Source organism: Azospirillum agricola, assembly GCF_020005195.1.
GTDB lineage: Bacteria > Pseudomonadota > Alphaproteobacteria > Azospirillales > Azospirillaceae > Azospirillum > Azospirillum agricola.
Genome location: NZ_JAIFZR010000005.1, coordinates 43,479 through 67,360, shown reverse-complemented (window position 1 = coordinate 67,360; position 23,882 = coordinate 43,479). Strand labels below are relative to the sequence as shown.

Below are 23,882 nucleotides of genomic sequence, written 5' to 3'. Positions count from 1 at the left end.
GACCGTTGCACGGCGAACTCTCGAAGGAAGCGCCGCGGCATCGCAAAACGGGATTGCAAAGCGAAGCGCAAAGCGCAAAGCAAAGAGGGCAAAGAAATGGATGCCGACACCGCATGGGCGATCATGGCTTCTCTGGATGAAGCGGAAGAATTGTTGAGCCGGATGCATCTGCGCGACGGTCAGGCCGGCGCCAGCGCTCTGGCGCAGAACCGCAGCCTTCTCGACGCGGCCCGCCAGCGGCTCGAACAAGCCCACGCGATGGAGTGAGCGCCCTCCGCCGCCGGGTGGCGGATCAGCTCTTCCAGAGCACCTTGCCGCCGCCGCGCACCTTGGTCCAGTCCTTGGCGAAATAGGCGAAGTCCCGCGACGGGCGGCTGAACAGGAAGCCCTGGGCCAGCGGCACCTTCAGGTCGGCCAGAAGCTGGGCGTGGACCGGCTCCTCCACCTGCTCGCCGATCAGGATCATGCCGAGCTGGCGGCAGACGTCGACCATCGAGCGCAGCATCGCCATGTCGCGCGGGTTCTCGACCGCGCCGCGCACGAACTGCCCGTCGATCTTCGCGTAATCGGCCTGGATGCCGTACAGCGACTGGAAGGAGGTCGAGCCGGCGCCGACATCGTCCAGGCAGATGCGGTAGCCGGACTGCCGCAGCTTTTGCAGCACCTCGTTCAGCCGGGCGATGTCGGTGACGACGACGGTTTCCGTCACCTCGATCAGCAGCTTGCGGCGCAGGTCGCCGTAGGGCTCGACCACCGACTGGAACTGCTTGAGGAAGATCGGGCTCATCAGCGTCTTGGCCGACAGGTTGATCGCCACGTCGGGCAGGTTCGGTTCCCGCCGGTGACTGTTCAGCGTGTCGAGCACCGTCTGCGTCAGCAGCAGGTCGAAATCGTAGATCAGCCCGACATCCTCGGCGAAGGCGATGAAGGCGGCCGGGGAGTTCATTCCGTCGACCCGCGTCAGCGCCTCCAGGTGATGGACCGCCTGGGTCTCCATGTCGACGATGGGCTGGTAGACGACGAAGAAGTCCTTGTTCTCGATGGTGGCGCGCAGCCGGCCGATGCGCTCCACCGCGTCGGCCATCATCCGGTTGGCGCCGTCCTCCAGGCTCGAGATGGTGAACTCGCCGCCCTGCGCCGAGGCGAAGGCCTGCACCGTGTAGACCAGCGCGCGCGCCGCGTCGGCGGCGTCCAGCCGGTCGTCGGTCATGTCCATCGTCCAGGAGCGGATGCCGCCCGGCAGGGCGCCGCCCGCCGCCTGGATGATCTGGGTGATGTGGCCCTGCACCTCGCGCCCGTCGATGTCGGCGGCGTGCACGATGCCGTAGCGGTCGCCGGCCAGTTGCCCGACGCTGTCGCCGTCGACCGACAGGCCGCGCAGATAGGCGTCGATGCCCTCCTTCACCTCCTCCGCGGCGCCCTCGGGCATCGCCTGCACCATCGCCTGGAAGCCGTCGACCAGCAGCAGGGTCAGCCCCTGGTCGAGCCCCCGTTCGCGGGCGCTGTGGATGCGCTCCTCCAGGATGCTGTTGAAGGCGTGCTCGTCCATCAGCTCCCCCACCGGGGCGGTGCCGGCGGCGCTGTTGCGCGGACCGGAGGCGAGCAGGACGGTCAGGAACAGCGAGCCCGGACAGGAATCGAGCCGGCAGCCGCCGAGCAGCGCCGGGAACTTCTGGCCGTCGATCGCCTGGAAGACGACGCGGGCCGGCTTGATGCGGGCCTTTTCCTGGATGCGCTTGAACAGGACATGGACGTATTTGCGGTCGCTGGGGGCCACCACGTCGAGCAGGTTGCTGCCGACCAGGGTGCCGACCTCCCCGCGGGTCAGGTGGCAGCGGGCGCCGGCGGAGAACAGGATGGTCCCCATGCTGTCGGTTTCGAGCAGCAGGTCGGCGGCGGCGAAGGCGAAGCCGACAAAGCGGTCCCGGTCGCGGCTGGACTGCGGCCGGCGTGTTCCGGCGGCGGGCAAGGTGGGTCGCATTGCGGTGTCCTGCTGCGCGGAGTTCATCATCGCCCAAACGCAAATTGAATCAAAGTTTAGAGATTTTCCTTCTTTTCAATTGGAGAGTAACGAAGATCGGACAGGGTTAAAAGAGAAGGATTTGTCCTTAATATCCGTTAAGCGTTATCTATCTTCCCGCAATATCGACCCCGGCGCGAAGAGGCTGGGGCCGATCGCCCGCCTCCGTTACGAACGGCGCAGGTCCGACAGACGCAACGTGGTGGCCCGCTGGTCGGTTCCCGCCGCGTCGACCAGGGCGAGGGCGACGGTCCCGGCCTCCCAATCGAGGTCGATCCGGCCGAAATTGGCGGCGATGAAGCGGTCACCGAGCCGATTCGGCCCGGATTCCCGGCTGTTCGCCGGCGCCACCTGGTTGAGGCCGCTCGAGGTGATCTCGGTCAGCGGGTAGGGCAGGCCGGCCGCCTCGCGGTAGAGCGCGCCGACATGCCGGTCGCCCGACAGCAGGATCACCCCCTCGGCGCCGCTGCGGCCGATCAGGGCGTAGAGCCGGTCGCGCTCTTGCGGCAGATTGCCCCAGCGCTCCCAGCCGTGGCCTTCGGCGAGCAGCTGGATCGAGGAGACCAGCAGCCGGACCTCGGCCGGCTCCTTCAGCCGCTCCTCCAGCCACGCCCATTGGTCGGGTCCCAGCATGGTCTTCGCCGGGTCCGGGTCGGGCAGGTAGCGCTCGCGGCCCGGCGCGCCGCGCTGGTCGGTCTTCAGCAACGGCGAGCGGAAGCTGCGGGTGTCGAGCATGATCACCTGCACCCGCCGTCCTGGCGGGCCGATGACGCGCGCGGTGTGGACGCCCTCGCGGTTCCAGCGGGGATCCTCGGGCGGCAGCTCCCAGAACTCGGCGAACAGCCGCTGCGACTCCCGCCGGAGCGGGTAGGAGGCGCCGCCGTCGTTGCGGCCCATGTCGTGGTCGTCCCACACGGCCATGACCGGCACCGTCCGGCGCAGGGTCCGGTAGCCGTCGATGGTCATCGCCTGGGCGTAGGCGGTGCGCAGTTCGGCCAGATCGGGGGATTCGGAATCGCCGTAGACGTTGTCGCCGGCGAACAGGAACAGCTCCGGCTTGGCGGCGAGCACGGCGTCCCAGATCGGCTGCGGCCGCTTCTGGTCGGCGCAGGAGCCGAAGGCGATGCGGGTCAGCGCGGCGTCGGGGGCGAGGACCGGAGCGGCGTCGATTCCCGCCAGCGCGGCGGCGGCGGCCTGCGGCACGGCGACGGAGGCCAGCGCCCCCAGCAGCACCGTCCGGCGCGGTGGGGCGGCGGGTGGGGCTGGGGGCGTGTCGCTCATGGCCATGTCCTTTGCTGGAATGCGTCCGCTGGGTCAGGTCCGGGGCAGCAGGCGGGTGACGTGTCCCATCTTGCGGCCGGGGCGGGCTTCCGCCTTGCCGTAGAGGTGCAGGCGGGCGCCCGGCTCGGCCATCAGCTCCGGCCAGCGAAGGGCGTCCTCGCCGATCAGGTTGGTCATCTCGGCGTCGGCCACCCGCTCGACCGAGCCCAGCGGCAGGCCGCAGACGGCGCGGACGAGCTGCTCGAACTGCGAGGCGGCGCAGGCGTCCATCGTCCAGTGGCCGGAATTGTGCGGGCGCGGCGCCATCTCGTTGACCAGCACGGCGCCGTCGGCGGTGACGAACATCTCCACCGCCAGCACGCCGACCAGATCGAGCGCCTCGGCGATGCGGCGGGCGACCCGCTCGGCCTCGGCCGCCGTCTCCGGCGCGACGCGGGCCGGGGCGAGGGTGACGTCGAGGATGCCGTCCTTGTGGCGGTTCTCCACCGCCGGATAGGCGACCATGGCGCCGTCGCCGCCGCGCGCGACGATCACCGAGACCTCGCAGGCGAAGGTGACGAAGCCCTCGACGATGCCGTCGACGGCGCCGATGGCGGCCCAGGCCTCGGCCGGGTCGGTCCCTTCGCCGATGCGCGCCTGCCCCTTGCCGTCATAGCCGAGCCGGGTCGATTTCAGGACGCAGCGCGGCCCGATCTCCGCCACCGCGCGGGCGACGTCGTCGGCGCTCCCCGCCGCGCGCCACGGGGCGGTGGCGATGCCGAGGGCGTTGACGAAGGACTTCTCCTTGACGCGGTCCTGCGCCACCGACAGCAGGTTCGGTCCCGGATTGACGCTGGTGAAGCGGCGCAGATGCTCGACGGTGGCGACCGGGACATTCTCCCATTCCAAAGTCACCGCGTCGACCGAGCGGGCAAAGCGCTCCAGCGCCGCCAGATCGTCCCAGCCGGCGATGGTCGCGGCGGCCGAGACCTGGGCGCAGGGGCTTCCGGCGGCGTCGGGCGCGTAGACATGGGTCCGGTAGCCGAGCCGGGCGGCGGCCAGCGCCGTCATGCGGCCGAGCTGACCGGCGCCGAGCATGCCGATGGTGGCGCCGGGGGCGAGGCGGGGCGGAAGGGAAGCGGACATCTCAGGCGGTCTCGTCCACCGGGGCCTCGGCCACGGCGGCGGTCTGGCGGGCGCGCCAGACGTCGAGCGCGTAGGCGACCGCCGGATCCATCAGGGCGATGACCGAGCCGGCCAGCAGCGCGGCGTTGATGGCGCCGGCCTTGCCGATGGCCAGCGTGCCGACCGGCACGCCGCCCGGCATCTGGACGATCGACAGCAGGCTGTCCATGCCCTTCAGCGCGTGGCTCTCGACCGGGACGCCGAAGACCGGCAGCGGCGTCATCGACGCGGCCATGCCGGGCAGGTGGGCGGCGCCGCCGGCCCCGGCGATCACCACCTTCAGCCCGCGCGCCTTCGCGGTGGTGGCGTACTCCACCAGCCGGGCGGGCGTGCGGTGGGCCGAGACGATGCGGACCTCGTGGGGAATTCCGAGCGCCGTCAGGGTGTCGGCGGCGTGCTTCATGGTGGTCCAGTCGGACTGGCTGCCCATGATGATGCCGACCAGCGGCGAACCGTTCGGGGTGCTGTTCTGGGATTCGGCGGACACGGCGGCGCGCTTTCCTCAAGAGCCGGAAAGCGGCGGATTATAGGAGGAGTCGGGCCGGAGTCCAGCGCATCGGCGCGCGCCGGGCCGGGGACGCGGCGAAAACCGAGCGCGCCGCTGCGACATCCCGGACCTTTCGCCGCCGCATGGCTCCCCGTATGCTGCGTGCCCATATGTCCTGATCATCGCACTCAACCGGACCGCACCCCATGACCGACGCCACCGACGCCGAGAACCGCCGCGACATCCGCACCGCCATGGCCGAGGAGCGCATGGCGTCCGTGGGCATCGACGAGGCGTCCATCGAGACGCTGGTGCGGACCTTCTATGGCAAGATCATGACGGACGAGGTGCTGGGGCCGATCTTCGGCCGCGCCATCACCGACTGGGAGCCGCATCTGCGCAAGATGATGGATTTCTGGTCCTCGATCGCCCTGCTGACCCAGCGCTACGACGGCCGGCCGATGCCGGTCCACATCCAGCTCGGTCTGGAGCCGCAGCATTTCGAGCGCTGGCTCGGCCTGTTCCGCGAGACCGCCAACGAGCTGTTCCCCGGCGAGGGCGCCGCCTTCCTGATCGGCAAGGCGGAGAACATCGCCCGCAGCTTCCAGATGGGAATCCAGTTCTTCACCGTGCCGAAGAAGCCGGAGGCCTGAGGGTTCCGCTCGTCCTTCGTTGATCATGCCCGGCCTTGAGCCGGGCACCCGCGGCCGCAAGCCGTGACTCGACGGTTGCCCGCGGACGACCGGGACAAGCCCGGTCATGACCGGGAACGGGAGTGAGGAAGTGACCGGGCAATCGCGAAAGGATCGGGGATGGTCCGCCGCCGTCAGGCGATGATGTCGGGAAGCAGACGGCTTTCCAGCAGCATGATCTGATCCTTCAACATCAGCTTGCGCTTCTTCAGGCGTTGCATCTGGAGCTGGTCGTAGGGCGCGCGCTCGACCAGCCGGGCGATGACGTCGTCCAGATCACGGTGTTCGCTGCGCAGGGTGGCCAGCTTTTCCTTCAGGATCTCTTGCTCGTTCATTGCGCCCGTTGCGAGTGGCCGGTTGCTCTTGAAACTTTTGCGTCTTCGTCTGTTCCTGACCCGCGCCCGCCGTGGCGGCGTCACGGGGTGCCCCTTGCTCAAGCGGGCGGGACTATATCAGATTTCCGGAAAAGCGGCAGCGCGAAACCTAAGCCTCTCCCGCAGGTTATGGTTCGGTGGCGGTCCGGGAATCCGGACGGGACTTTTCCCCTTCGGCGATTGCGGGAAACGCCTGTTCCGGTAACATGGGCGCCCACCGCAACAAACAGTCGAAACGGGACGGAAACCCTCAATGAACGCCCCCATCAAAGCCGGCAAGCGCATCGGCATCCTCACCAGCGGCGGCGACTGCGCCGGCCTGAACGCGGTCATCCGCGCCGCGGTCCACCGCGCGGCGGGTTACGGCTGGCAGGTTCTCGGCATCAAGGAGGGGACGCAGGGCCTGTTGCAGCGTCCGGTCCAGTACCAGACGCTCGACCTCGGCAACGTCGACGGCACCATGATGCGCCAGGGCGGCACCATCCTCGGCACCACCAACCGGGGCGATCCCTTCGCCTACCCGATGAGCGACGGGACGCTGAAGGACCGCTCCGACGAGATCATCGGCGGCTACCGCGAGCTTGGCCTCGACGCGCTGATCGGCATCGGCGGCGACGGCAGCTTCGCCATCCTCCACAAGCTGGCCCAGAAGGGCGGCTTCCCGATGGTCGGCGTGCCGAAGACCATCGACAACGACCTCGGCATGACCGAGGTCTCGGTCGGCTACGACACCGCCGTCGCCGTGGCGGTCGAGGCGCTCGACCGTCTCCAGCCGACCGCCGCCAGCCACCAGCGCGTCATGGTGCTGGAGGTGATGGGCCGCGACGCCGGCCACATCGCGCTGGCCGCCGGCATCGCCGGCGGGGCCGACGTGATCCTGATCCCGGAGATCGCCTATTCGATCGAACGCATCGCCGAGAAGATCCAGGAGGTGCGCTCCACCGGCCGCAACTTCGCCCTGGTGGTGGTGTCGGAGGCGGTCAAGACGCTGGAGGGCACCGGCGTCAAGAAGGTGCTCCAGGGCGGTGAGAAGCGCTATGGCGGCATCGGCGACTACATCGGCGAGAAGATCGCCGACGCGACCGGGGCCGAGACCCGCGTCACCGTGCTGGGCCATGTCCAACGCGGCAGCATGCCCAGCCCGCGCGACCGTCTGGTCGCCTCGGCCTTCGGCGTCCACGCCGTCGACCTGATCGCCGAGGGCAAGTTCGACCGCATGGTCGCCTGGTCGAACCGCGGCGTGATCGACGTGCCGATCACCGACGCCATCGCCCAGTATTCCTGCGTCGAGCTGGACAGCGCGCTGGTCAAGACGGCGCGCGGTCTCAGCATCAGCTTCGGCGACTGAGGCGGATGGCCGCCAACCCGTTCTGGGCCTTCTCCCTGGCCGTCTACGGGCGGCCGGGGGTGCCCGCCGCCTGTCTGGCGCTCCAGGACGGGCGCGGCGTCGACGTCAACCTGCTGCTGTTCGCCGCCTGGGCGGGGATGGACTGCGCGGCGGCCCTGTCGCCGGCCACGCTGGAGCGGATCGACGCCGCCGTGGCGGACTGGCGGCGGGAGGTGGTCCGGCCGTTGCGCGCCGTGCGCCGCCGGGTGAAGGCCGAGGACGACGGGCTGTACACCCGGATGAAGGCGGTGGAGCTGGAGGCCGAACGCATCCAGCAGGACCGGCTGTTCGCGGCCGGCGGGCTGTCGCCGTGCCCTGGCGGCGGCGTGGCCCTGGCGGCGGCGAACATGGCGCTGCTGGTGCCGGGCGGCGACCCGGCTCTGGCCGCGCTGGTCGCGGCGCTGGCCGGCGGAGGCGGCTTCAGCGGTTGAGAATGAGCGTGTTCGGATCGCGCTCGACGTCGGACACCAGGAAGGCCTTGCCGACGTAGAAGGCGCTGCACCGCTTGCCGCTGACCAGACGGGTGAGCGAGGCTTCCCATTCCCGTCCCTTGGGGCCGACGATCCGCAGCTTGAGCTGATCGACCAGGGGATAGATCTGGTAGGGCTCGATGACGACCGGCTCGGCGCCGGCGGTGGCGAACACCGCCTGGTTGAGCGTCAGCGTCTTGCCGTTGACCTCCAGCGACACGTCCTGTGCCCAAGGGCAGCCGCCGCCGGGTTTGGCCCCTTCGTTCGCCAGCGCGGTCGAATCGGTGAAGGGAACGCCGGCGAGCAGCGCGGCGGCAACCGGAAGGAGCCGGATGAGGCGGCCGGACGGACGGCGCGGCGGTCGGCTCGAAAGGCGTGTCATGGCCCGCTCCTGGTTGGACGAAGCGGGGGATATCAAGGCGTCGGTCACGGCACAATCCAGGGCTATTCCGGATGCGGACCTTAATCCGCTCCGGCAAAGGCAAGGCATGACCGTTTTAAGCATCCGCCTCGACAATCACGCAAGACAACAAAGGTTACTTTGTGAAACCAAATGTCGGGATTTGCGGTCGGAATGCGGCATCGGGCCGGAGGGGGCCGGCCCGATGCCGTATCCTTGTCAGCGCTTGACCCCGTCGCCGTGGCGCGAGCAGTCGTAATCGTCGGTGCCCGCCTCGGCGCGGCCGCCGTTGGACGTGTTGTAGCGCGGATCGTCGCAGCGGCCGTTGCGGGCGTAGCGCGCGTCGGAGTCGCCCGAACCGAACAGGCCGCCACCGCCGCTGCTGCCGAACAGGCCACGGTCGTTGCCGGACTGGTTGCAGGCGGCCAGCGCCAGCGGGGCGGCCACCAGAATGGCGAGGCGGAGGGCGGATTTCATGGTGATGCCTTTCCTGTTGGGGGATTGATGGGTTGATCCATCCCCCCTCAACAGCGAAAGGCCGCCCTCCATTCCCTTCGCGGGTTCATTCGACCGGCAGGAAGACCCTGCTTTTGCCTTCGGTCGCCCACAGCTCGCCGCTTTCCAGGTCGAACCACCAGCCGTGCAGGCTCAGCGTGCCGGCCTCCACCCGTTCGCGGACGAAGGGGAAGGTCATCAGGTTGTCGACCGAGGTGCGGATGGCCGCGCGCTCGATGACGCCGGGATTCTGCTGGAGCCGCTCGGCGTCCGCCTTGCTGGCCTCGTTCCCGGTCCCGCCGAGGTAGGGGTCGAGCGCCGAGCCGGCGATCGACACCCAGGGCGACACGAAATCGTCGTCGGTCGTCTGGCCGGTGCGCAGGCGGATCAGCCCCTGGATGCCGCCGCACTGGGCGTGGCCCAGCACGATGACGTGCGAGACGCCCAGCGAGCGGACCGCGTATTCGATGGCCGCCGAGGTGCCGTGGTAGCTGCCGTCGGGCTGGTAGGGCGGCACGAGGTTGGCGACGTTGCGGACGACGAACAGTTCGCCCGGTTCGGCCTGGGTCAGCAGCGCCGGATCGACCCGGCTGTCGGAGCAGCCGATCATCAGGATCTCGGGGTGCTGCCCTTCCGTGACCAATTGCCGCATGCTGTCGGGACGTCGTTCGTAATAGCGGGCGCGGAACCCCTTGATGCCGGCCAGAAGCTGACGGATGGGTTGACTCTGTTGGCTGTCAGGCATCGCCGGTTGTCCCTCGTCCTGCCGGCCGGCGCGATGCCGGCCCCGCTCCATTGGGGTATAGCGGCATTGCTCTTGCAGTCCAAGTCCCCGTTGCGGCGCGGCGAAAAGAGCCCTCAACCTTCCGTGGCCGGCTTCGGCGACGGCTCGCCCCAGCGTCGCAGGTTGCCGGCGTCCAGCCCGAACAGGTCCAGGACGCGGCCGACCGAATGGTCGATCAGGTCGTCGATGCTTTGCGGCTTGGCGTAGAAGGCGGGGACCGGCGGGGCGATGACGGCCCCCATTTCGGCCAGCGCGGTCATGGTGCGCAGGTGCCCGAGATGCAGCGGGGTCTCCCGCACCATCAGCACCAGCCGCCGCCGCTCCTTCAGCGCCACGTCGGCGGCGCGGGTCAGCAGGGTGGAGGTCACGCCGCTGGCGATCTCGCTCATCGTCCGGACGGAGCAGGGGGCGACCACCATGCCCAGGGTGCGGAAGCTGCCGCTGGCGATGGCGGCGCCGATGTCGGCGGCGGCGTAGTTGACGTCGGCCAGCGCCCGCAAATCCGAGACCTTCAGGTCGGTCTCGTGCGCCAGCGTCACCTCGGCCGAGCGGCTGACCACCAGATGCGATTCGACGCCGATGCGGCGCAGGGTGGTCAGCATGCGGATGCCCAGCACGACGCCGGACGCCCCGCTGATGCCGACGACGAGACGGGAGGGCGCGGGGGAGGGGGAGGTCATGGGTGGGATGTCCCGCGGGCCTTCCCGCCGGCAAGGGGGAAGGCCCGGTGCGAGATCAATGCGCGTCTTCCTGCTCGGAGTAGGACTCGTCGTCCCGCTCGCTGCCGTAGCCGTCCTCGTCCGGATCCTGCGGGGGCAGCGGGGTGCCGCCACGGCGGATCGCCAGGGCCAGCGCCTCCTCCAGCTCGCGCTGCGAGCAGAGGCCGAGCATGACCGGGTTGCGCGGCTTGATGTTGGCGGCGTTCCAGTGGGTGCGGTCGCGCACCGCGGCGATGGTCGGCTTGGTGGTGCCGATCAGCCGGCAGGTCTGCGCGTCCGACAGTTCCGGGTGGTGCTTCAGCAGCCAGGCGATGGCGTCGGGCTTGTCGCCGCGCTTGGTGATCGGGGTGTAGCGCGGACCCTTGGAGCGCGCGGCCACCTGCGGCAGATCGACCACCAGAAGCTTCAGGCGCAGGGCCTCGTTCTTCTCGCAGCGCTCGATCTCGGCCTTGGTGAGCTGGCCGTTGGCCACGGGATCGAGCCCGACCATGCCGACCGCCACCTCGCCGTCGGCGATGGCCTGGACTTCCAGCGAATGCATCCCGCAGAAGGCTGCGATCTGCTCGAAGGACAAGGACGTGTTCTCGACCAGCCAGACGGCTGTCGCTTTCGGCATCAAGGGCAGTGCCATCATCCCTCCTGACAACTCTCGGGCCCGGCCGCGCCCGCTGGCGGGTGGCGCTGCCGGTTTTTCATCTCTGGGCGGAAATTCTTCCGGTTCCGCCCCTGGATATAGGGACGAAAGCCGGGTCAAATAAGCATGCTGACGCAGGCTCACCGGGAAAACCCGGTCGCCCACGCGTCTCTGCTAACCCGTCCCGTGCGGTCAAGGCAAGCCCGACCGCACGGGAATGGCGAGAAAGATGCGTTTTCCTTCGGTCAGGAGGCGGCGTCGGGGCCGACGGTCAGCACGATCTTGCCGATGTGGGCGCTGCTTTCCATCAGCCGGTGCGCCTCGGCGGCCTGCTCCAGCGGGAAGGTGGCGTGGATCAGCGGCTTGACCCCGCCGGCCTCCAGCAGGGGCCAGACCGTTTCGCGCAGCGCCGCGGCGATGCGGCCCTTCTCCGCCACCGGGCGGGCGCGCAGGGTCGAGCCGGTCAGGGTCAGCCGCTTCATCATGACCGGCGCCATGTTCAGCGAGACCTTCGGTCCTTGCAGGAAGGCGATGGAGACGTGGCGGCCGTCGGGGGCCATGATCTCGACGTCGCGGGCGATGTAGTCGCCGCCCACCATGTCGAGCACCACGTCGACGCCCCGCCCCCCGGTCGCCTCGCGGATGACCGCGACGAAATCCTCGGTCTTGTAGTCGATGGCGCGGTCGGCGCCGAGTTCCTCGCAGGCCCGGCACTTGTCGGCGCTGCCGGCGGTGGTGAAGACGGTGGCGCCGAACGCCTTGGCGAGCTGGATCGCCGTGGTGCCGATGCCGCTCGACCCGCCATGCACCAGCAGCGTCTCGCCGGGCTTCAGCGCGCCGCGCTCGAACACGTTGGTCCAGACGGTGAAGAAGGTCTCGGGCACCGCCGCCGCCTCGATCATCGACAGAGGTGCCGGCACCGGCAGCGCCTGCACCGCCGGGACCGTGCAGTATTCGGCGTAGCCGCCGCCGGCCACCAGCGCGCACAGCCGGTCGCCGCTGGCCCAGCCGGTGACGCCCTCGCCGATGGCGATGACGGTGCCGGACAGCTCCAGCCCCGGCAGGTCGGAGGCGCCGGCCGGCGGGTCGTAGCGGCCCTGGCGTTGCAGCGTGTCCGGGCGGTTGACGCCGGCCGCCGCGACCTCGACCAGCAGCTCGCCCGGACCGGGAACGGGGGCGGGGCGGCGGGTCGGGCGCAGAACCTCCGGCCCTCCCGGTTTGGCGATCTCGACGCAGCGCATGCTGTCGGGCAAGGAGAGGCCCATGCTGTTTCCCCCGTTTGACTCGTTGGATGGGAAAGGTAGAGTCGGGGCGCCGGGCTGACAAGCGGCGCCGGCCAAGACCCGATCACAAGCAAGGCCCGATCACGGGATTGAGGGAGGGCGTCCATGAGCTTCGAGGATCTCGAGCCGCGCGCGGCCAAGCCGGCGCCGAAGGACCTGAGCGTCCTCGGCGTGGCCGAACTGAACGACTACATCGCCGGGCTGGAGGCGGAGATCGCCCGCGCCCGCGCCGCCATCGCCGCCAAGCAGGCCCAGAAGAACGCCGCCGAGGCTTTCTTCCGCAAGTCCTGACAGGCTTCCGCAAGCCCTGACAGGGATGGGCCGAGCATGAAAAAGCCCCTTCCTCCACCCGGAGGAAGGGGCTTTCCCTTGGGGCCGGCGCCGGGGGCTAACGGGCCTGGCCGACCAGATCGCGGTAACAGTGCCAGGAGGCGTGGCCGATCAGCGGGAAGGCCAGCGCCATGCCGAGGAAGCCGGTGACCATCCCGGCCGAGGTGAACAGCGCCACCAGGAAGGCCCAGCCGATCATCGGCCGGATGTTCTCGCGCACCACGGCGGCGCTGGTCGCCATCGCGGTGAACACGTCGGTGTCGCGGTCGAGCAGCAGCGGGATCGAGACCACGGCGATCGAGAAGACGCCGGCGGCGATGACCGCGCCGACGATGGTGCCGATCAGCAGGAACGGGATCGTCTCGGCCGAGAAGAAGATGCGGTCGACCAGCTGGTCGAAGGCCGGCGGCGAGGCGGAGAAGAACAGCGCGAAGATCAGGAAGGCGACGCGGATCCAGGCCAGCAGCGCCAGCATCAGCACCAGCCCGATCCCGGCGATCTGCATCCCGTTGCGCTGGTAGGCGGCGAGCAGCTTGCCGAACGTCGGCCGCTCGCCCAGCTCCAGCAGCCGGCTGGTCTCATAGAGGCCGACCGCGAAGAGCGGCCCGAGCAGCATGAAGCCGGCGGCCATCGGCAGGATCAGATAGGCCATGTCCAGCATCGACAGCCCGGCGACGACGAGGAAGCTGGAAACCACCGCCAGCGCCCCGTAGCCGAAGCTGATGAAGGGGGCGGCCATCATGTCGCGCCATGCGGCGGACAGCCACAGCCAGGGCCGGTCGGTGCCGACCGCGCGGATGGGCGGCAGATAGGCGGCGGATTGTGTGGGCTGCGACGAACCGCGAAACGACGTCATGTCGACCATGATGCCGGTCCTCCCCCGAATGCCAGACGGTGCGCCCCATGGCGCTCACGGGTCGATCCTCACACGAGCCGGACGACTGTCGCAATGACGAATTGTTGGTTCTGCGAATAGTCACAGAAAAATGGAGGTTATTCCGACTGCGTAACTTGGTTTTTCATCGCCTTTGGTGGAGGCTTCACCGGAAGCCGCTGCGGAATCGCCTATGCCGGATCGTCAAGCTTCTTTCCATCCAAAGTCTGAGTGGAGCGCTCGGCTTCCTTGCGGTCGCGTTCCTTCTCGGTCTTGGTGCGGCCGAATCGGATCCGATTCGCGTCGGCCTCCTTGGCGCGCTCGGCGCGCGCGCGGGTCTTGCGGAAGCGGTTGAGGTTGACGACGTCGCCCATGGCTCGGTCTCCGTCTGCGGTGCGGGGGGAAGGGGGCATTCTGGCGTCGGCGGAAGCGCCGGGGTGGGGAAAATTTCGGACAGGCCGTCATTTGGCCGTGGGATCGCCCAAATTGCTTGTTTTCTCTGCGGGCGCTAGCTTAGCGAAGGGCGGTTCGGGGGAGAAGGCCGGGCCCGGCCCGGCGCTGTGTTCGGCAGGCGGGCCGGTTCGGGGCCGGTTCGATGGATGACGGGGCATGGCCGGCGGCACGGCCGGCCGCAGGGAAGGCGGACACGCGGTGAAGAAGATTGTGATCGCTGCACTGGCCGGACTGGCGGCGCTGGCCGGTGCCGTTCTGGTGGCGCCGAACCTGATCGACTGGAACGCCTACAAGGGAGCCATCGCCGAACGGGTGTCGGCGGCGACCGGCCGCAAGGTCGAACTGCGCGGCGACATCGGCCTGACGCTGCTGCCTTCGCCGGCGCTGACCGTGCGCGACGCCCGGCTCGCCAACCCGCCCGGCGCCGCCGAACCCGACATGGCGCGGCTGAAGAAGCTGGACGCGCGGGTGGCGCTCGGCCCGCTGCTGACCGGCCGCATCCAGGTCGAGAGCATCACCCTGGTCGAGCCGACCTTCGTCGTCGAGGTGCTGAAGGACGGCCGCGTCAACTGGGACCTGTCCGGCGGCCCGGCGGCCGGCTCCTCCTCGCTGCCGTCGGCCGACGGCCTGGCGTCGGCGGTCAGCTTCGACCGCGTGTCGGTCGAGGGCGGCACCATCCTGTACCGCGACGACCGTTCCGGCCGGGTGGAGACGCTGGAGGCGGTGAGCGCCCGGATCGTCGCCGGCAGCCTGGCCGGCCCCTTCCAGTTCCAGGGCGACTTCCGCCTGCGCGGCCTCCCGCTGCACGGCGAGGGCACCGCCGGCCGCTTCACCGACGGCGCCGCCGTGCCGGTGCGCGCCGCGCTGTCGCTGCCCGGCACCGATTCCACGCTGCGCTTCGCCGGCATCCTGTCCGGCGGCAGCGGCAACCCGAACGGCAGCGGCGCGCTGCGCGCCCAGGGCGATCTGCGGGCCGAGGGCGGCGACCTCGCCAAGCTGTTCGATGCCAAGGCGCCGACGGCGCTGGCCCAGCCCTTCAGCCTGCGCGCGGCCGTGGAGGCGGGGACCAGCCTCGCCACCTTCACCAATGTGGAGGCGCAGCTCGGCGACACCCGCGCCACCGGCACGGCGACGCTGCGGGCGGGCGATCCGGCGCGCACCGAGCTGACGCTGGTGGTCAACCGGCTGGATCTCGATTCCTGGCTGGCGAAGGCGTCCGGCACCGGCGCGGCGCGCGGTGCGCCGGCCGCCGCGCCGTCCAGCGGGAACGGCCGCGCTGGAAGCTCCACCCCGACGGCGGCCCCGTCCCCGATTCTGCCGGCCTTCGCCCTTCCGGCCGGGGTCGAGGGGAAGCTCGATCTGGCGGTCGACGGGCTGACCTACAACGGCGGCGTCGTGCGCCAGGGGCGGCTGGAGGCCAGCCTGGGCAACGGGCGGTTGAACATCGACCGCATCAGCGCCCTGTTGCCCGGCGGGTCCGACGTCGTGGCGGCCGGCGAGGTGACGACGCCCGGCGGGCAGCCGACCGTCGATCTCCGGATGGAGGCCAACGCCGACAATCTGCGGGCGCTGCTCGACTGGATGAGGCTGGACGTGCAGGGCGTCGCCGCCGGCCGGCTGCGGCGCGCCTCGATCGCCGGGCGCATCCAGGGGCACGCCGACCGATTCGAGCTGTCCGGGCTGGATCTGCGGGTGGACAGCAGCCGTCTGTCGGGAGCCATCGCCTACGTCGACCGCGGACGCCCGGCCTTCGGGGCACGCCTGGAACTCGACCGGCTCAACCTCGACGCCTATCTGCCGTCGGCGGATCCCGCCCCAGCCACCGCTCCAGCCACCGCCGCCGCGCCCGGTCCGGGGCCGGCCGCCGGCCCGACGGCGGCGTCGGCCGCGACCCTGTCCGCCGCGCGGGCGACGCTGACGCCGCAACGGCTGCTCGGCATGGCCGACGCGAATCTCGACCTCACCATCGGGCAGCTCACGCTGCACGGGCTGCCGGTGCAGGGCATCCATCTCGACGCCACCGCCGCCGGCGGGGCGCTGACCATCCGCGAGGCGCGGGTCGACGACCTCGTCGGGCTGAAGGGGCGGATCGACGGCCAGATCGCCGGGCTGTCGCCGCTGCGCGGGGTGAACATCGCCCTGTCGGCCGACGCCGCCAACCTCGGAGGGCTGCCGAGCGCCTTTCCCTGGCCGGCCGGCGTGCCGGTGCCGGAGCGGCTGGGCGCGGTCACCGCCAAGGCGCGGCTGGCCGGCGACGCCGGCCGGCTGGCGCTGGAGCTGACCGCCGGCATGGCCGGCGGCACGCTGGAGGCCGGCGGCGCCCTTCTGGCGCTCGACAAGACGCCGGCCGCCGACGTCAAGCTGCGGGTGAGCTATCCCGAACTCGGCCGGATCGCCGCGCTGTTCGCCGACCGCCCGCTGGTGCGCGCCTACGGCCCGCTCGACCTCTACGGCGAGCTGGGCGGGACGGCCCAGGCGCCGACCCTGGGCAACCTCCAGGGCATCGTCGCCGGGACGGCGCTGCGCGGCAAGCTCTCCGCCGTCCTGGGCGAGGCGCGCCCGCGTCTGGACGCGGAGATCCAGACCGGCGATCTCGACATCGACCGGCTGCTCGCCGCTCCCCTGGCGGCTGATCCGGCGGGTGGCGAGCCGGGGTCGGGGCCGCCCCCGGCGCAGGGCGGCGCCTCCGTCGCGCTGGCGGCGCCGGTTGGCGGAAGCGGGGGAACCTCCTGGCTGCGCAGCCTCGACGGGCGGCTGGCGCTGACCGCGACGTCGCTGACGGCCGGCGGCCTGCGCATCGACCAGCCGGCCCTGCGCGCCGGGCTGACCGGCGGAATCCTGACGCTCGAGCAGCTCGACGGCGAATGGCTGGGCGGGCAGATCGGCCTGAGCGGCCGCGTCGTCGAGACGGCCGGACGCGCGCCGTCGGTCGAGGCCGACGTCACCGTGGTCAAGGCGGCGCTGTCGGAGGTCGCGGCGGGCAGCGGCATGGCGCTGGCCGGCGGCACCGTCGATCTCAGCCTGACGCTGACCAGCAGCGGGACGGATCGCGCGACGCTGCTGCACGGGCTGGCCGGGCGCGGGCGCGTCGCCGCCGCCGGCGGGACGCTGCGTGGCCTGGATCTCGCGGCCCTGCGCGACCGGCTTGCCCGCATCGACCGCCCGCAGGAGGTGCTGGGCGCCGTCGCCGGCAGCCTGCAAGGCGGCGAAACCCGCATCGACCGGCTCGATGGCCGCTTCGTCATCGATCACGGGATCGTCCGCACCGAGGACACTCGCCTGTCGTCGGCGGCGGGGGAGGGGCTGCTGAGCGGCCAGTGGTCGCTGCCGGAGGAGCGGGTGGATTTCGGACTGACCGTGAAGGTGAAGGCGACACCGCCGCTGCCGCCGCTGACCCTGCGGGTCGTCGGCCCGGCGGCGGCGCCGACCCAGAGCCTGGACATGCAGGCGGTTCAGGAGCATTTCGCCCGCGCCGCCAAACCCTAGAGCCGCCGGGCCGCTTGCGGGGCGCCGCATGGCACGGCTGCGCGCTGCGGTGCGGAGGAAAACGGCCAAGGGCGTTGAAGTCGGCCGGTCCGGCCGCCATAATGTACAAACGGTAACGGGAAGTTTGAGCGATGCAGGTGGACAACAAAATTCTGGACGATCTGGCCCGTGTCGCGGGCGGCGCGCTCGGCGCCTTTTCGTCCTTGCGCGAGGAGGCCGAGGGCCAACTGCGCGCCCAGCTCGAACGCGTGCTGTCGCGCATGGACGTGGTCGGCCGCGAGGAGCATGAGGCCGTCCGCGCCATGGCCGCCAAGGCCCGCGCGGAGCAGGAGGCGATGGCCGAACGGCTCGCCACGCTCGAGGCCACCGTCGCCTCGCTGATGGCGGCCGTGCCGGTCGCCCACGCTCCGGCCGTGGTGCCGCCCGCGGGCGCCCCGGCCGTGATCGAGGATCCGGGCGCGTCGGCCGGAACCACCGCCTGAACGGTGCCCGGTCCGGCCACGCGCTCCGGCCAAACGAGTTCCGGCCACAAAACCGTCATCGCGGTCTCACCTGAAATCGGTTGCGAAGGCCCGAAGGCTTTGGCACCGTTCCAGGAGTTGTGTCCCCTGGGCCAGTCACCCCACCATCTCGGGGCCCGGTTCCGGTAGTCGGTCTTTCCGGGTATACGGTACCGCCCGCCGCGCCTTCACAGGAGGACGCTGAACATGTCGGCTGTCGCCGTCGAAACCACCGCATCCGCCCACAACCCGCTCGACGTCGTCGAGGAGATCGTCACCGCCAACGAATGGCCGTTCGAGCGCGCCAGCGAGGATGAGCTGGTCGTCGAGATCGGCGGGCGCTGGTGCGACTACCGCCTTTACTTCGTCTGGCAGCCCGACGTCAGCGCGATGCAGTTCTCCTGCCAGTTCGACATGAAGGTGCAGGCCCCCCGCCGCACCGCCGTCGCCGAGCTGCTGGCCGAGGTCAACGGCCGCATGTGGCTGGGCCATTTCGACGTCTGCTCGGAGGAGCACACGCCGATGTTCCGCCAGACCATGCTGCTGCGCGGTGCCCGCGGCGCCGCTGTCGAGCAGCTCGAGGATCTGGTGGAGATCGCCCTGTCGGAGTGCGAGCGCTTCTACCCCGCCTTCCAGTTCGTGATCTGGGGCGGCAAGTCGGCGCAGGAGGCGGTGTCCGCCGCCATCCTCGACACCATGGGCGAGGCGTGAGCGCGATGGCCGGGGCAGGGAACGGGGGTGTTTCCGGAAGCGGCGCCAGCCTGCTGCTGGTCGGCTGCGGCAAGATGGGCGGCGCCATGCTGGACGGCTGGCTCGCCTCCGGCGTCGCCTCGCGCGTCGTGGTGGTCGACACGGCCGGCCTGCCGGAGTCGCTGGCCGGCAACCCGGCGGTGTCCGCCGCGACCGGGCCGGAGGCTCTGCCGGCCGGCTTCGTCCCCGACGTCGTCGTGCTGGCGGTCAAGCCGCAGGTGATGGACGCGGCGCTGCCCGCCTACCGCGCGTTGGCCCGTCCCGCGACGGTCTTCCTCTCGGTCGCCGCCGGCAAGACCATCGCCTATTTCGAATCGGCGCTGGGCGGGGAGGCGGCCGTCGTCCGCTCCATGCCCAACACGCCGGCCGCCATCGGGCGCGGCATGACGGTGGCGGTGCCGAACGCGCGGGCCACCGCCGCCCAGACCGCGCTGTGCGACTCGCTGCTGCGCGCCGTCGGCGACGTCGCCTGGGTCGAGGACGAGGCGCTGCTCGATCCGGTCACGGCGGTGTCGGGCAGCGGCCCGGCCTACGTCTTCCTGCTGGTCGAGGCGATGGCCAAGGCCGGCGAGGCGAGCGGGCTGCCGGCCGATCTGGCGATGACGCTGGCCCGAGCCACCGTGTCGGGCGCGGGCGAACTGCTCAGCCGTTCGCCGCAGAGCGCCGCCGATCTGCGCAAGGCGGTGACCAGCCCGAACGGCACCACCCAGGCGGCGCTCGACGTGCTGATGGCCGGGGACGGGCTCCAGCCGGTGATGACCGCCGCCGTCGCCGCCGCCAGCCGGCGGTCGAAGGAACTGGCCGGTTGACGAGGAGCCCCGACGAGGAGGCGGGGGCGGGGGCGGGCGATCTCAGCCCGTCCGCCCGCCGTGTCCAGGATCTGCTGGACGCCGCCGGACTCGGCCATCGCGTGGTCGAGCATGAGGGCAGCACCCGCACCTCGGAGGACGCCGCCGCCGCCGTCGGCTGCGCCGTGGCGCAGATCGCCAAATCCCTGATCTTCCGCGCCAAGGACAGCGGCCGGCCGGTGCTGGTCGTCGCCAGCGGCGCCAACCGGGTCGACGAGAAGGCGGTCGGCCGGCTGATCGGCGAGAAGATCGAGCGGGCCGATCCCGACTTCGTCCGCGACTCCACCGGCTACGCCATCGGCGGCGTCCCGCCGATCGGCCACGCGGTGCCGCCCCTGGTGCTGATCGATGCCGACCTGATGGCGCTCGACGTGATCTGGGCCGCCGCCGGCACGCCCAACGCGGTGTTCCGCCTGACCCCCGCCGATCTGGTCTCGATGACCGGCGGCCGGGTGGAGAGCGTCCGCAAAGGGTGACGAACCGCCCGCCGCGCCCCACCTTGTTGGAAGGTGGCGATCAACCGCGAGGGTGGGTGCGATGTCAGACACGTCCAACAGCGCTCCGTTCAACCAGGATGGGCAAGGCGGCGAAGCCGGCGACGGCGCGCTCGACCGGTCGGTCGCGGCCGCGGCGATGCGGCTGGCCGTCGAGAAGGGCTGGAGCCGCGTCGGGTTGCTGGAGGTGGCGCGCGCGGCCGGGGTGCCGCTGTCCCGCTTCCATCACCGCTACCGTGGGCGGGCCGACCTGCTGGCCGCCGTGTCGCGGGTGGCCGACGCCGCGGTGCTGGCCGCCGATGCTCCACCGGATTCGACCGAAAATGCGCGCGACCGGCTGTTCGACGTGATGATGCGCCGCTTCGACGCCCTGCTGCCGTTCCGCGAGGGGTTGCGCGCGGTGGCGCGCGACCTGCCGGGAGAACCGATGACCGCGCTTGCCTTCAGCTGCGCCTTCGGGCGGTCGATGGCCTGGATGCTGCGCGCGGCCGGGATCGACCCCGACCGGCGCGGCGGCGGCGCGCTGGTCGCCGGGCTCGGGGTTGTGGATCTGCGGGTGGTGCGGGTGTTTCTCGACGACGACAGCGCCGACCTGTCGCGCACCATGGCCGCGCTCGACGCCGGGTTGCGGCGGGCGGAGGGCTGTGCCGCGACAATCTGCCGCTGGACCGGGACATCATCCCGCTCAGCGGAACCTGCCGCCGCTCCAAACAGTTAAGGATGGATGGCCGGATGCGCCATGCCGAAGGGTTATGTTGCGGCGCAAAAGCTCGTTGACTAACTTTTTGGCACTCTGCATAGTCGGCTCCCAGAAATGTTGCGTCGCAGCATGCCGAACGCCAAAGCGGGGATGAGAAACATGGCCAAGTTGAGCGGTAACCCCTTCCTCGAATTCGACCTGTCCAAGACCCTGGCCGATTTCAAGGTGCCGGGTGTCGACGTCGACTCGATCCTTGCCAGCCAGCGCAAGAACATCGAGGCGATCACCGCCGCCAACCAGCTCGCCATCGAGGGCTTCCAGGCCGTGCTGCGCCGTCAGGCCGAGATCGTCCGTTCCTCGCTGGAGGAGACCAGCGGCTACGTGAACGAGGTCATCGCCGCCGGTTCGCCGGAGGAGAAGGCCGCCAAGCAGGCCGAACTGGTGAAGGTCGCCTTCGAGAAGTCGCTGGCCAATGTCCGCGAGCTGTCGGAGCTGGTCGCCAAGTCGAACACCGAGGCCGCCGACGTGCTGTCCAAGCGCGTGTCGGAGAGCCTGGAAGAGGTCAAGGCCCTGATCGCCAAGACCGCCGCCAAGTAAGGCGACGGTCGCGCGCGGATCGCCGTGGAAGGGCCGCCCGCCGGGCGGCCCTTTTCGCGTTTCGGGGCGGAGGCTTTCGCGCTACCGTGCCACCCGGCATCAATCGGGGCGGGCAGGCGATCATGACCATCGGTTACGACGATTTCGCGAAGCTGGACATCCGGGTCGGCACGATTATCGCGGTCGATCCCTTTCCCGAAGCGCGCAAGCCGGCCTACAAGCTGACCGTCGATTTCGGCGGCGCCATCGGCACCAAGCGCAGCTCGGCGCAGATCACGACCCATTACGCGCCCGACGCGCTGGTCGGCCGCCAGATCCTGGCCGTGGTCAATTTCCCGCCCAAGCGGATCGGCCCCTTCACCAGCGAGGTCCTGTGCCTCGGCGTGCCGGACGCGGAGGGGGCGGTGGTCCTGGTCGGCCCGGAGCGGACCGTGCCGAACGGCGGCCAGCTTTACTGAGCGCCCGGCCGCGCGGCGCCAGCGGCAAAACGAAGCAGACGTCGCGAAGACATCAGTCTTTTCAAAGCCATCGGCGAGATGCTCGGAATTTGTCCTGGATTTTATCAAAATCCAGAATTTTTTCCGAAGGGTTCTCCATGCTATGAGCCCTCCCCGGACCTTGTAAATCGATGGTTGCGGGAGCGCGGGGATGAGGGCGTTTATCGGCGGGCTGTCCATTTCGACGAAAGTCTCGGTGCTGAACCTCGCGGGCATGCTGTTCCTCAGCACCGCCATCCTGTTCGCCATCGCCCAGGTCATCGCCCGCGACCTGGAGCGGCAGGCGGTCGACATGCAGCGTCTCAGCATGGACATCGCCTGGAGCGCCCTTCAGGAAGGCGGCCAGGACTTCACCCTCGCCGACGGGGTGCTGAAGCTCGGCGGCACGACGCTGAACGACAACAACGCCATCGTCGACCGCATCAAGCGGATCACCGGCGGCACCGCCACCATCTTCCAGGGCGACCGGCGGGTCGCCACCAACGTGCTGAAGCCGGACGGCTCGCGCGCGGTCGGCACGGTTCTGGCGCCCGGCCCGGCCTATGATTCCGTGCTCGGCCGGGGCACCGGCTACCGCGGCATGGTGACCATCCTCGGCGAGGAGTATTACGCCGCCTACGACCCGATCAAGGATCGCGGCGGCAAGACCATCGGCATTCTCTATGTCGGCATCCAGAAGAGCCTGGTCTTCGCCACCTTCAACGACAGCATGCGCTTCGCCGCCCTGCTGGTGGTGATCTGCGCGCTGGTGCTGGCAATTCCCGGCTATCTGGTGCTGCGCCGGCTGCTGCGGCCGGTGGGCCAGTTGACCCGCGCGATGGACGGGCTGTCGGCCGGCGACCTCGCCACCCCCATCGCCGGCACGGAGCGGCGCGACGAGATCGGCGTGATGGCGCGCTCGGTCGTGGTCTTCCGCAACGGCATGGCCGAGGCCGAGCGGCTGCGCGCCGACCAGGAGAGCCAGCGCATCGAGGGCGAGGCGCAGAAGCGCCGCGCGCTCCAGAGCATGGCCGACACGGTCGAGCATGAGAGCCGCGAGGCGGTCGAGCTGGTGGCCGCGCGCACCCAGGCGATGGACCAGAACGCCGAGGGGATGGCGGTGTCGGCGGGGCTGGTCGGCGCCAACGCCCAGAACGTCGCCGCCGCCGCCGAGCAGGCGCTGAGCAACGCCCAGGCGGTGGCGTCCGCCGCCGAACAGCTTGCCGCCTCGATCGGCGAGATCGGCTCGCAGGTGGAGCAGGCGGCCATCGTCACCCGCTCCGCCGTCGAGGCCGGGCGGCGCACGGAAGGCACCATCGAGTCGCTGTCCTCGGCGGTCGGGCGGATCGGCGACGTCGCCGGGCTGATCCAGGGCATCGCCGCGCAGACCAACCTGCTGGCGCTCAACGCCACCATCGAGGCGGCCCGCGCCGGCGAGGCCGGCAAGGGCTTCGCGGTCGTCGCCAACGAGGTGAAGAACCTCGCCAACCAGACCGCGCGCTCGACCGAGGAAATCTCCCGCCTGATCGCGGAGATCCAGTCGGTCACCGCGCAGAGCGTCGCCGAGGTCCGCGCCATCAGCCACACCATCGGCGAGATCGATTCGATCTCCGGCACCGTGGCGGCGGCGGTGGAGGAACAGGCGGCGGCCACCCAGGAAATCTCCCGCAACGTCAACCAGACCGCCACCGCCGCCACCGACGTGTCGCTGCGCATCCACGAGGTCTCGCGCGAGGCGGCGACCACCGGGGAGCACGCGGCCGAGCTGCGGGCCGGCGCGTCCGGCGTCGCCCACAGCATCGACGAGCTGATGCATGTGCTGGTCCGCGCCGTGCGCACCGCGACCGAGGACGTGGACCGCCGCCATCTGCCGCGCTACCGTGTCGAGGCGCCCTGCACGGTCGAGGGGGAGGGGGGAGCCCGCGTGACGGTGCGGCTTCTCGACATCTCGCGCCATGGCGCGGCGCTTGCGGGGGCCGAAGGGCTGGGGCCGCGCGGGACGCTGCTGTTCGACGAGCTGGGCATCCCCTTGCCCTTCGTCGAATCCTACCGCGAGGAGGACGTGCTGCGGGTGCGCTTCCGCATGGAGGCGATCGACCAGACCGCGTTCGACGGCCGGTTCGACCGCTTCGAGCGCGGCATGAGGGACCGCCGGATCGTCGCCTGAGAACGGGGCGCCCCGAC

27 protein-coding genes are annotated in these 23,882 nt (G+C 70.5%); 14 read left to right on the top strand and 13 right to left on the bottom strand.

Features of this window, described 5'->3' with window-relative positions; all coding sequences use genetic code 11:
* The first annotated feature begins 96 nt into the window (after positions 1–96).
* Positions 97–267, top strand: a complete 171-nt coding sequence (locus JN22_RS15105) for a hypothetical protein (RefSeq protein ID WP_179166166.1) — start codon at positions 97–99, stop codon at positions 265–267.
* Positions 268–292: 25 nt separating this feature from the next.
* On the opposite strand, the gene JN22_RS15100 is transcribed toward JN22_RS15105, so the two are convergent.
* The 4 genes from JN22_RS15100 to purE form a co-directional block, all read right to left on the bottom strand.
* The gene (locus tag JN22_RS15100; RefSeq protein ID WP_085557175.1) at positions 293–1,981 is read right to left on the bottom strand and encodes an EAL domain-containing protein; all 1,689 of its coding nucleotides are present in this window, start codon (positions 1,979–1,981) and stop codon (positions 293–295) included.
* Positions 1,982–2,188: 207 nt separating this feature from the next.
* Entirely contained in the window at positions 2,189–3,301 is a 1,113-nt protein-coding gene (locus JN22_RS15095; protein WP_085557174.1) for an alkaline phosphatase D family protein, read from the bottom strand.
* Between the two features lie 33 nt (positions 3,302–3,334).
* Positions 3,335–4,426 (bottom strand): 5-(carboxyamino)imidazole ribonucleotide synthase, encoded by a 1,092-nt coding sequence (locus JN22_RS15090; RefSeq protein ID WP_085554765.1) that lies wholly within the window; start codon positions 4,424–4,426, stop codon positions 3,335–3,337.
* 1 nt (position 4,427) lies between these two features.
* Positions 4,428–4,895, bottom strand: coding sequence for a 5-(carboxyamino)imidazole ribonucleotide mutase (gene purE, locus JN22_RS15085; RefSeq protein ID WP_085557173.1), 468 nt, complete (start codon positions 4,893–4,895; stop codon positions 4,428–4,430).
* Between the two features lie 263 nt (positions 4,896–5,158).
* On the opposite strand from purE, the gene JN22_RS15080 reads away from it, so the two are divergent.
* Complete coding sequence (locus tag JN22_RS15080) at positions 5,159–5,605, top strand: group III truncated hemoglobin (RefSeq protein ID WP_223677741.1); 447 nt, start codon at positions 5,159–5,161, stop codon at positions 5,603–5,605.
* Between the two features lie 173 nt (positions 5,606–5,778).
* Here the strand turns inward: JN22_RS15080 and JN22_RS15075 are convergent, their stop codons facing one another.
* Complete coding sequence (locus tag JN22_RS15075) at positions 5,779–5,979, bottom strand: YdcH family protein (protein WP_085554764.1); 201 nt, start codon at positions 5,977–5,979, stop codon at positions 5,779–5,781.
* A gap of 292 nt (positions 5,980–6,271) precedes the next feature.
* Here JN22_RS15075 and JN22_RS15070 point away from each other — a divergent pair, with 292 nt between their 5' ends.
* Both JN22_RS15070 and JN22_RS15065 read left to right on the top strand, forming a co-directional pair.
* Positions 6,272–7,366, top strand: coding sequence for an ATP-dependent 6-phosphofructokinase (locus JN22_RS15070; RefSeq protein WP_085554763.1), 1,095 nt, complete (start codon positions 6,272–6,274; stop codon positions 7,364–7,366).
* A gap of 5 nt (positions 7,367–7,371) precedes the next feature.
* Entirely contained in the window at positions 7,372–7,836 is a 465-nt protein-coding gene (locus tag JN22_RS15065) for a TIGR02444 family protein (protein ID WP_085554762.1), read from the top strand.
* Here JN22_RS15065 and JN22_RS15060 read toward each other — a convergent pair.
* From JN22_RS15060 to JN22_RS15035, 6 genes are all read right to left on the bottom strand, one after another.
* Entirely contained in the window at positions 7,826–8,257 is a 432-nt protein-coding gene (locus JN22_RS15060) for a hypothetical protein (RefSeq protein ID WP_085554761.1), read from the bottom strand. The two genes, JN22_RS15065 and JN22_RS15060, sit on opposite strands and share 11 nt — an antisense overlap.
* 237 nt (positions 8,258–8,494) lie before the next feature.
* The gene (locus JN22_RS15055; RefSeq protein WP_085554760.1) at positions 8,495–8,752 is read right to left on the bottom strand and encodes a hypothetical protein; all 258 of its coding nucleotides are present in this window, start codon (positions 8,750–8,752) and stop codon (positions 8,495–8,497) included.
* An 85-nt stretch (positions 8,753–8,837) separates the two neighbouring features.
* Positions 8,838–9,515 (bottom strand): carbonic anhydrase, encoded by a 678-nt coding sequence (locus JN22_RS15050; protein ID WP_085554759.1) that lies wholly within the window; start codon positions 9,513–9,515, stop codon positions 8,838–8,840.
* Between the two features lie 113 nt (positions 9,516–9,628).
* The gene (locus JN22_RS15045) at positions 9,629–10,234 is read right to left on the bottom strand and encodes a UbiX family flavin prenyltransferase (protein WP_085554758.1); all 606 of its coding nucleotides are present in this window, start codon (positions 10,232–10,234) and stop codon (positions 9,629–9,631) included.
* A 55-nt stretch (positions 10,235–10,289) separates the two neighbouring features.
* Positions 10,290–10,904: a DUF1013 domain-containing protein gene (locus JN22_RS15040; RefSeq protein WP_085557171.1), complete on the bottom strand. Its 615-nt coding sequence runs from the start codon at positions 10,902–10,904 to the stop codon at positions 10,290–10,292.
* Between the two features lie 248 nt (positions 10,905–11,152).
* The gene (locus JN22_RS15035) at positions 11,153–12,172 is read right to left on the bottom strand and encodes an NAD(P)H-quinone oxidoreductase (RefSeq protein ID WP_085554757.1); all 1,020 of its coding nucleotides are present in this window, start codon (positions 12,170–12,172) and stop codon (positions 11,153–11,155) included.
* Positions 12,173–12,295: 123 nt separating this feature from the next.
* Here JN22_RS15035 and JN22_RS15030 point away from each other — a divergent pair, with 123 nt between their 5' ends.
* Complete coding sequence (locus JN22_RS15030) at positions 12,296–12,481, top strand: DUF1192 family protein (protein WP_085554756.1); 186 nt, start codon at positions 12,296–12,298, stop codon at positions 12,479–12,481.
* Positions 12,482–12,578: 97 nt separating this feature from the next.
* Here the strand turns inward: JN22_RS15030 and JN22_RS15025 are convergent, their stop codons facing one another.
* Positions 12,579–13,385: a DUF2189 domain-containing protein gene (locus tag JN22_RS15025; protein WP_085554755.1), complete on the bottom strand. Its 807-nt coding sequence runs from the start codon at positions 13,383–13,385 to the stop codon at positions 12,579–12,581.
* A 200-nt stretch (positions 13,386–13,585) separates the two neighbouring features.
* Entirely contained in the window at positions 13,586–13,768 is a 183-nt protein-coding gene (locus JN22_RS15020) for a DUF4169 family protein (protein WP_085554754.1), read from the bottom strand.
* Between the two features lie 277 nt (positions 13,769–14,045).
* Here JN22_RS15020 and JN22_RS15015 point away from each other — a divergent pair, with 277 nt between their 5' ends.
* The 9 genes from JN22_RS15015 (at position 14,046) to JN22_RS14975 (ending at position 23,865) form a co-directional block, all read left to right on the top strand.
* On the top strand, positions 14,046–17,333 hold the full coding sequence (locus JN22_RS15015; RefSeq protein ID WP_085557170.1) for an AsmA family protein: 3,288 nt from the start codon (positions 14,046–14,048) through the stop codon (positions 17,331–17,333).
* A gap of 131 nt (positions 17,334–17,464) precedes the next feature.
* Entirely contained in the window at positions 17,465–17,815 is a 351-nt protein-coding gene (locus tag JN22_RS15010) for an accessory factor UbiK family protein (protein ID WP_085554753.1), read from the top strand.
* A gap of 225 nt (positions 17,816–18,040) precedes the next feature.
* A complete protein-coding gene (locus tag JN22_RS15005) occupies positions 18,041–18,544 on the top strand; it encodes a type III secretion system chaperone family protein (RefSeq protein WP_085554752.1) in 504 nt (167 codons plus the stop codon).
* Positions 18,545–18,549: 5 nt separating this feature from the next.
* Positions 18,550–19,392 carry a pyrroline-5-carboxylate reductase gene (gene proC / locus JN22_RS15000; RefSeq protein WP_085554751.1) on the top strand — a complete coding sequence of 281 codons (843 nt, stop codon included), beginning with the start codon at positions 18,550–18,552 and terminating at the stop codon, positions 19,390–19,392.
* Positions 19,389–19,907, top strand: a complete 519-nt coding sequence (locus JN22_RS14995; RefSeq protein WP_085554750.1) for a YbaK/EbsC family protein — start codon at positions 19,389–19,391, stop codon at positions 19,905–19,907. The genes proC and JN22_RS14995 overlap by 4 nt, the downstream gene beginning before the upstream one ends.
* Before the next feature lie 61 nt (positions 19,908–19,968).
* Positions 19,969–20,643, top strand: a complete 675-nt coding sequence (locus JN22_RS14990; protein WP_085554749.1) for a helix-turn-helix domain-containing protein — start codon at positions 19,969–19,971, stop codon at positions 20,641–20,643.
* A gap of 141 nt (positions 20,644–20,784) precedes the next feature.
* Positions 20,785–21,222, top strand: coding sequence for a phasin family protein (locus tag JN22_RS14985; protein WP_085554748.1), 438 nt, complete (start codon positions 20,785–20,787; stop codon positions 21,220–21,222).
* A 122-nt stretch (positions 21,223–21,344) separates the two neighbouring features.
* Positions 21,345–21,680 (top strand): tRNA-binding protein, encoded by a 336-nt coding sequence (locus tag JN22_RS14980; RefSeq protein WP_085554747.1) that lies wholly within the window; start codon positions 21,345–21,347, stop codon positions 21,678–21,680.
* Between the two features lie 235 nt (positions 21,681–21,915).
* The gene (locus tag JN22_RS14975) at positions 21,916–23,865 is read left to right on the top strand and encodes a methyl-accepting chemotaxis protein (RefSeq protein WP_223677740.1); all 1,950 of its coding nucleotides are present in this window, start codon (positions 21,916–21,918) and stop codon (positions 23,863–23,865) included.
* Positions 23,866–23,882 lie beyond the last annotated feature (17 nt).

What these genes read in the sequence shown, in the direction of transcription:
- JN22_RS15105 (WP_179166166.1), top strand. Translation starts at nt 97, where the DNA reads ATGGATGCCGACACCGCATGGGCGATCATGGCTTCTCTGGATGAAGCG.
- JN22_RS15100 (WP_085557175.1), bottom strand. Translation starts at nt 1,981, where the DNA reads ATGCGACCCACCTTGCCCGCCGCCGGAACACGCCGGCCGCAGTCCAGC.
- JN22_RS15095 (WP_085557174.1), bottom strand. Translation starts at nt 3,301, where the DNA reads ATGAGCGACACGCCCCCAGCCCCACCCGCCGCCCCACCGCGCCGGACG.
- JN22_RS15090 (WP_085554765.1), bottom strand. Translation starts at nt 4,426, where the DNA reads ATGTCCGCTTCCCTTCCGCCCCGCCTCGCCCCCGGCGCCACCATCGGC.
- purE (WP_085557173.1), bottom strand. Translation starts at nt 4,895, where the DNA reads ATGGGCAGCCAGTCCGACTGGACCACCATGAAGCACGCCGCCGACACC.
- JN22_RS15080 (WP_223677741.1), top strand. Translation starts at nt 5,159, where the DNA reads ATGACCGACGCCACCGACGCCGAGAACCGCCGCGACATCCGCACCGCC.
- JN22_RS15075 (WP_085554764.1), bottom strand. Translation starts at nt 5,979, where the DNA reads ATGAACGAGCAAGAGATCCTGAAGGAAAAGCTGGCCACCCTGCGCAGC.
- JN22_RS15070 (WP_085554763.1), top strand. Translation starts at nt 6,272, where the DNA reads ATGAACGCCCCCATCAAAGCCGGCAAGCGCATCGGCATCCTCACCAGC.
- JN22_RS15065 (WP_085554762.1), top strand. Translation starts at nt 7,372, where the DNA reads ATGGCCGCCAACCCGTTCTGGGCCTTCTCCCTGGCCGTCTACGGGCGG.
- JN22_RS15060 (WP_085554761.1), bottom strand. Translation starts at nt 8,257, where the DNA reads ATGACACGCCTTTCGAGCCGACCGCCGCGCCGTCCGTCCGGCCGCCTC.
- JN22_RS15055 (WP_085554760.1), bottom strand. Translation starts at nt 8,752, where the DNA reads ATGAAATCCGCCCTCCGCCTCGCCATTCTGGTGGCCGCCCCGCTGGCG.
- JN22_RS15050 (WP_085554759.1), bottom strand. Translation starts at nt 9,515, where the DNA reads ATGCCTGACAGCCAACAGAGTCAACCCATCCGTCAGCTTCTGGCCGGC.
- JN22_RS15045 (WP_085554758.1), bottom strand. Translation starts at nt 10,234, where the DNA reads ATGACCTCCCCCTCCCCCGCGCCCTCCCGTCTCGTCGTCGGCATCAGC.
- JN22_RS15040 (WP_085557171.1), bottom strand. Translation starts at nt 10,904, where the DNA reads ATGGCACTGCCCTTGATGCCGAAAGCGACAGCCGTCTGGCTGGTCGAG.
- JN22_RS15035 (WP_085554757.1), bottom strand. Translation starts at nt 12,172, where the DNA reads ATGGGCCTCTCCTTGCCCGACAGCATGCGCTGCGTCGAGATCGCCAAA.
- JN22_RS15030 (WP_085554756.1), top strand. Translation starts at nt 12,296, where the DNA reads ATGAGCTTCGAGGATCTCGAGCCGCGCGCGGCCAAGCCGGCGCCGAAG.
- JN22_RS15025 (WP_085554755.1), bottom strand. Translation starts at nt 13,385, where the DNA reads ATGGTCGACATGACGTCGTTTCGCGGTTCGTCGCAGCCCACACAATCC.
- JN22_RS15020 (WP_085554754.1), bottom strand. Translation starts at nt 13,768, where the DNA reads ATGGGCGACGTCGTCAACCTCAACCGCTTCCGCAAGACCCGCGCGCGC.
- JN22_RS15010 (WP_085554753.1), top strand. Translation starts at nt 17,465, where the DNA reads ATGCAGGTGGACAACAAAATTCTGGACGATCTGGCCCGTGTCGCGGGC.
- JN22_RS15005 (WP_085554752.1), top strand. Translation starts at nt 18,041, where the DNA reads ATGTCGGCTGTCGCCGTCGAAACCACCGCATCCGCCCACAACCCGCTC.
- proC (WP_085554751.1), top strand. Translation starts at nt 18,550, where the DNA reads ATGGCCGGGGCAGGGAACGGGGGTGTTTCCGGAAGCGGCGCCAGCCTG.
- JN22_RS14990 (WP_085554749.1), top strand. Translation starts at nt 19,969, where the DNA reads ATGTCAGACACGTCCAACAGCGCTCCGTTCAACCAGGATGGGCAAGGC.
- JN22_RS14985 (WP_085554748.1), top strand. Translation starts at nt 20,785, where the DNA reads ATGGCCAAGTTGAGCGGTAACCCCTTCCTCGAATTCGACCTGTCCAAG.
- JN22_RS14980 (WP_085554747.1), top strand. Translation starts at nt 21,345, where the DNA reads ATGACCATCGGTTACGACGATTTCGCGAAGCTGGACATCCGGGTCGGC.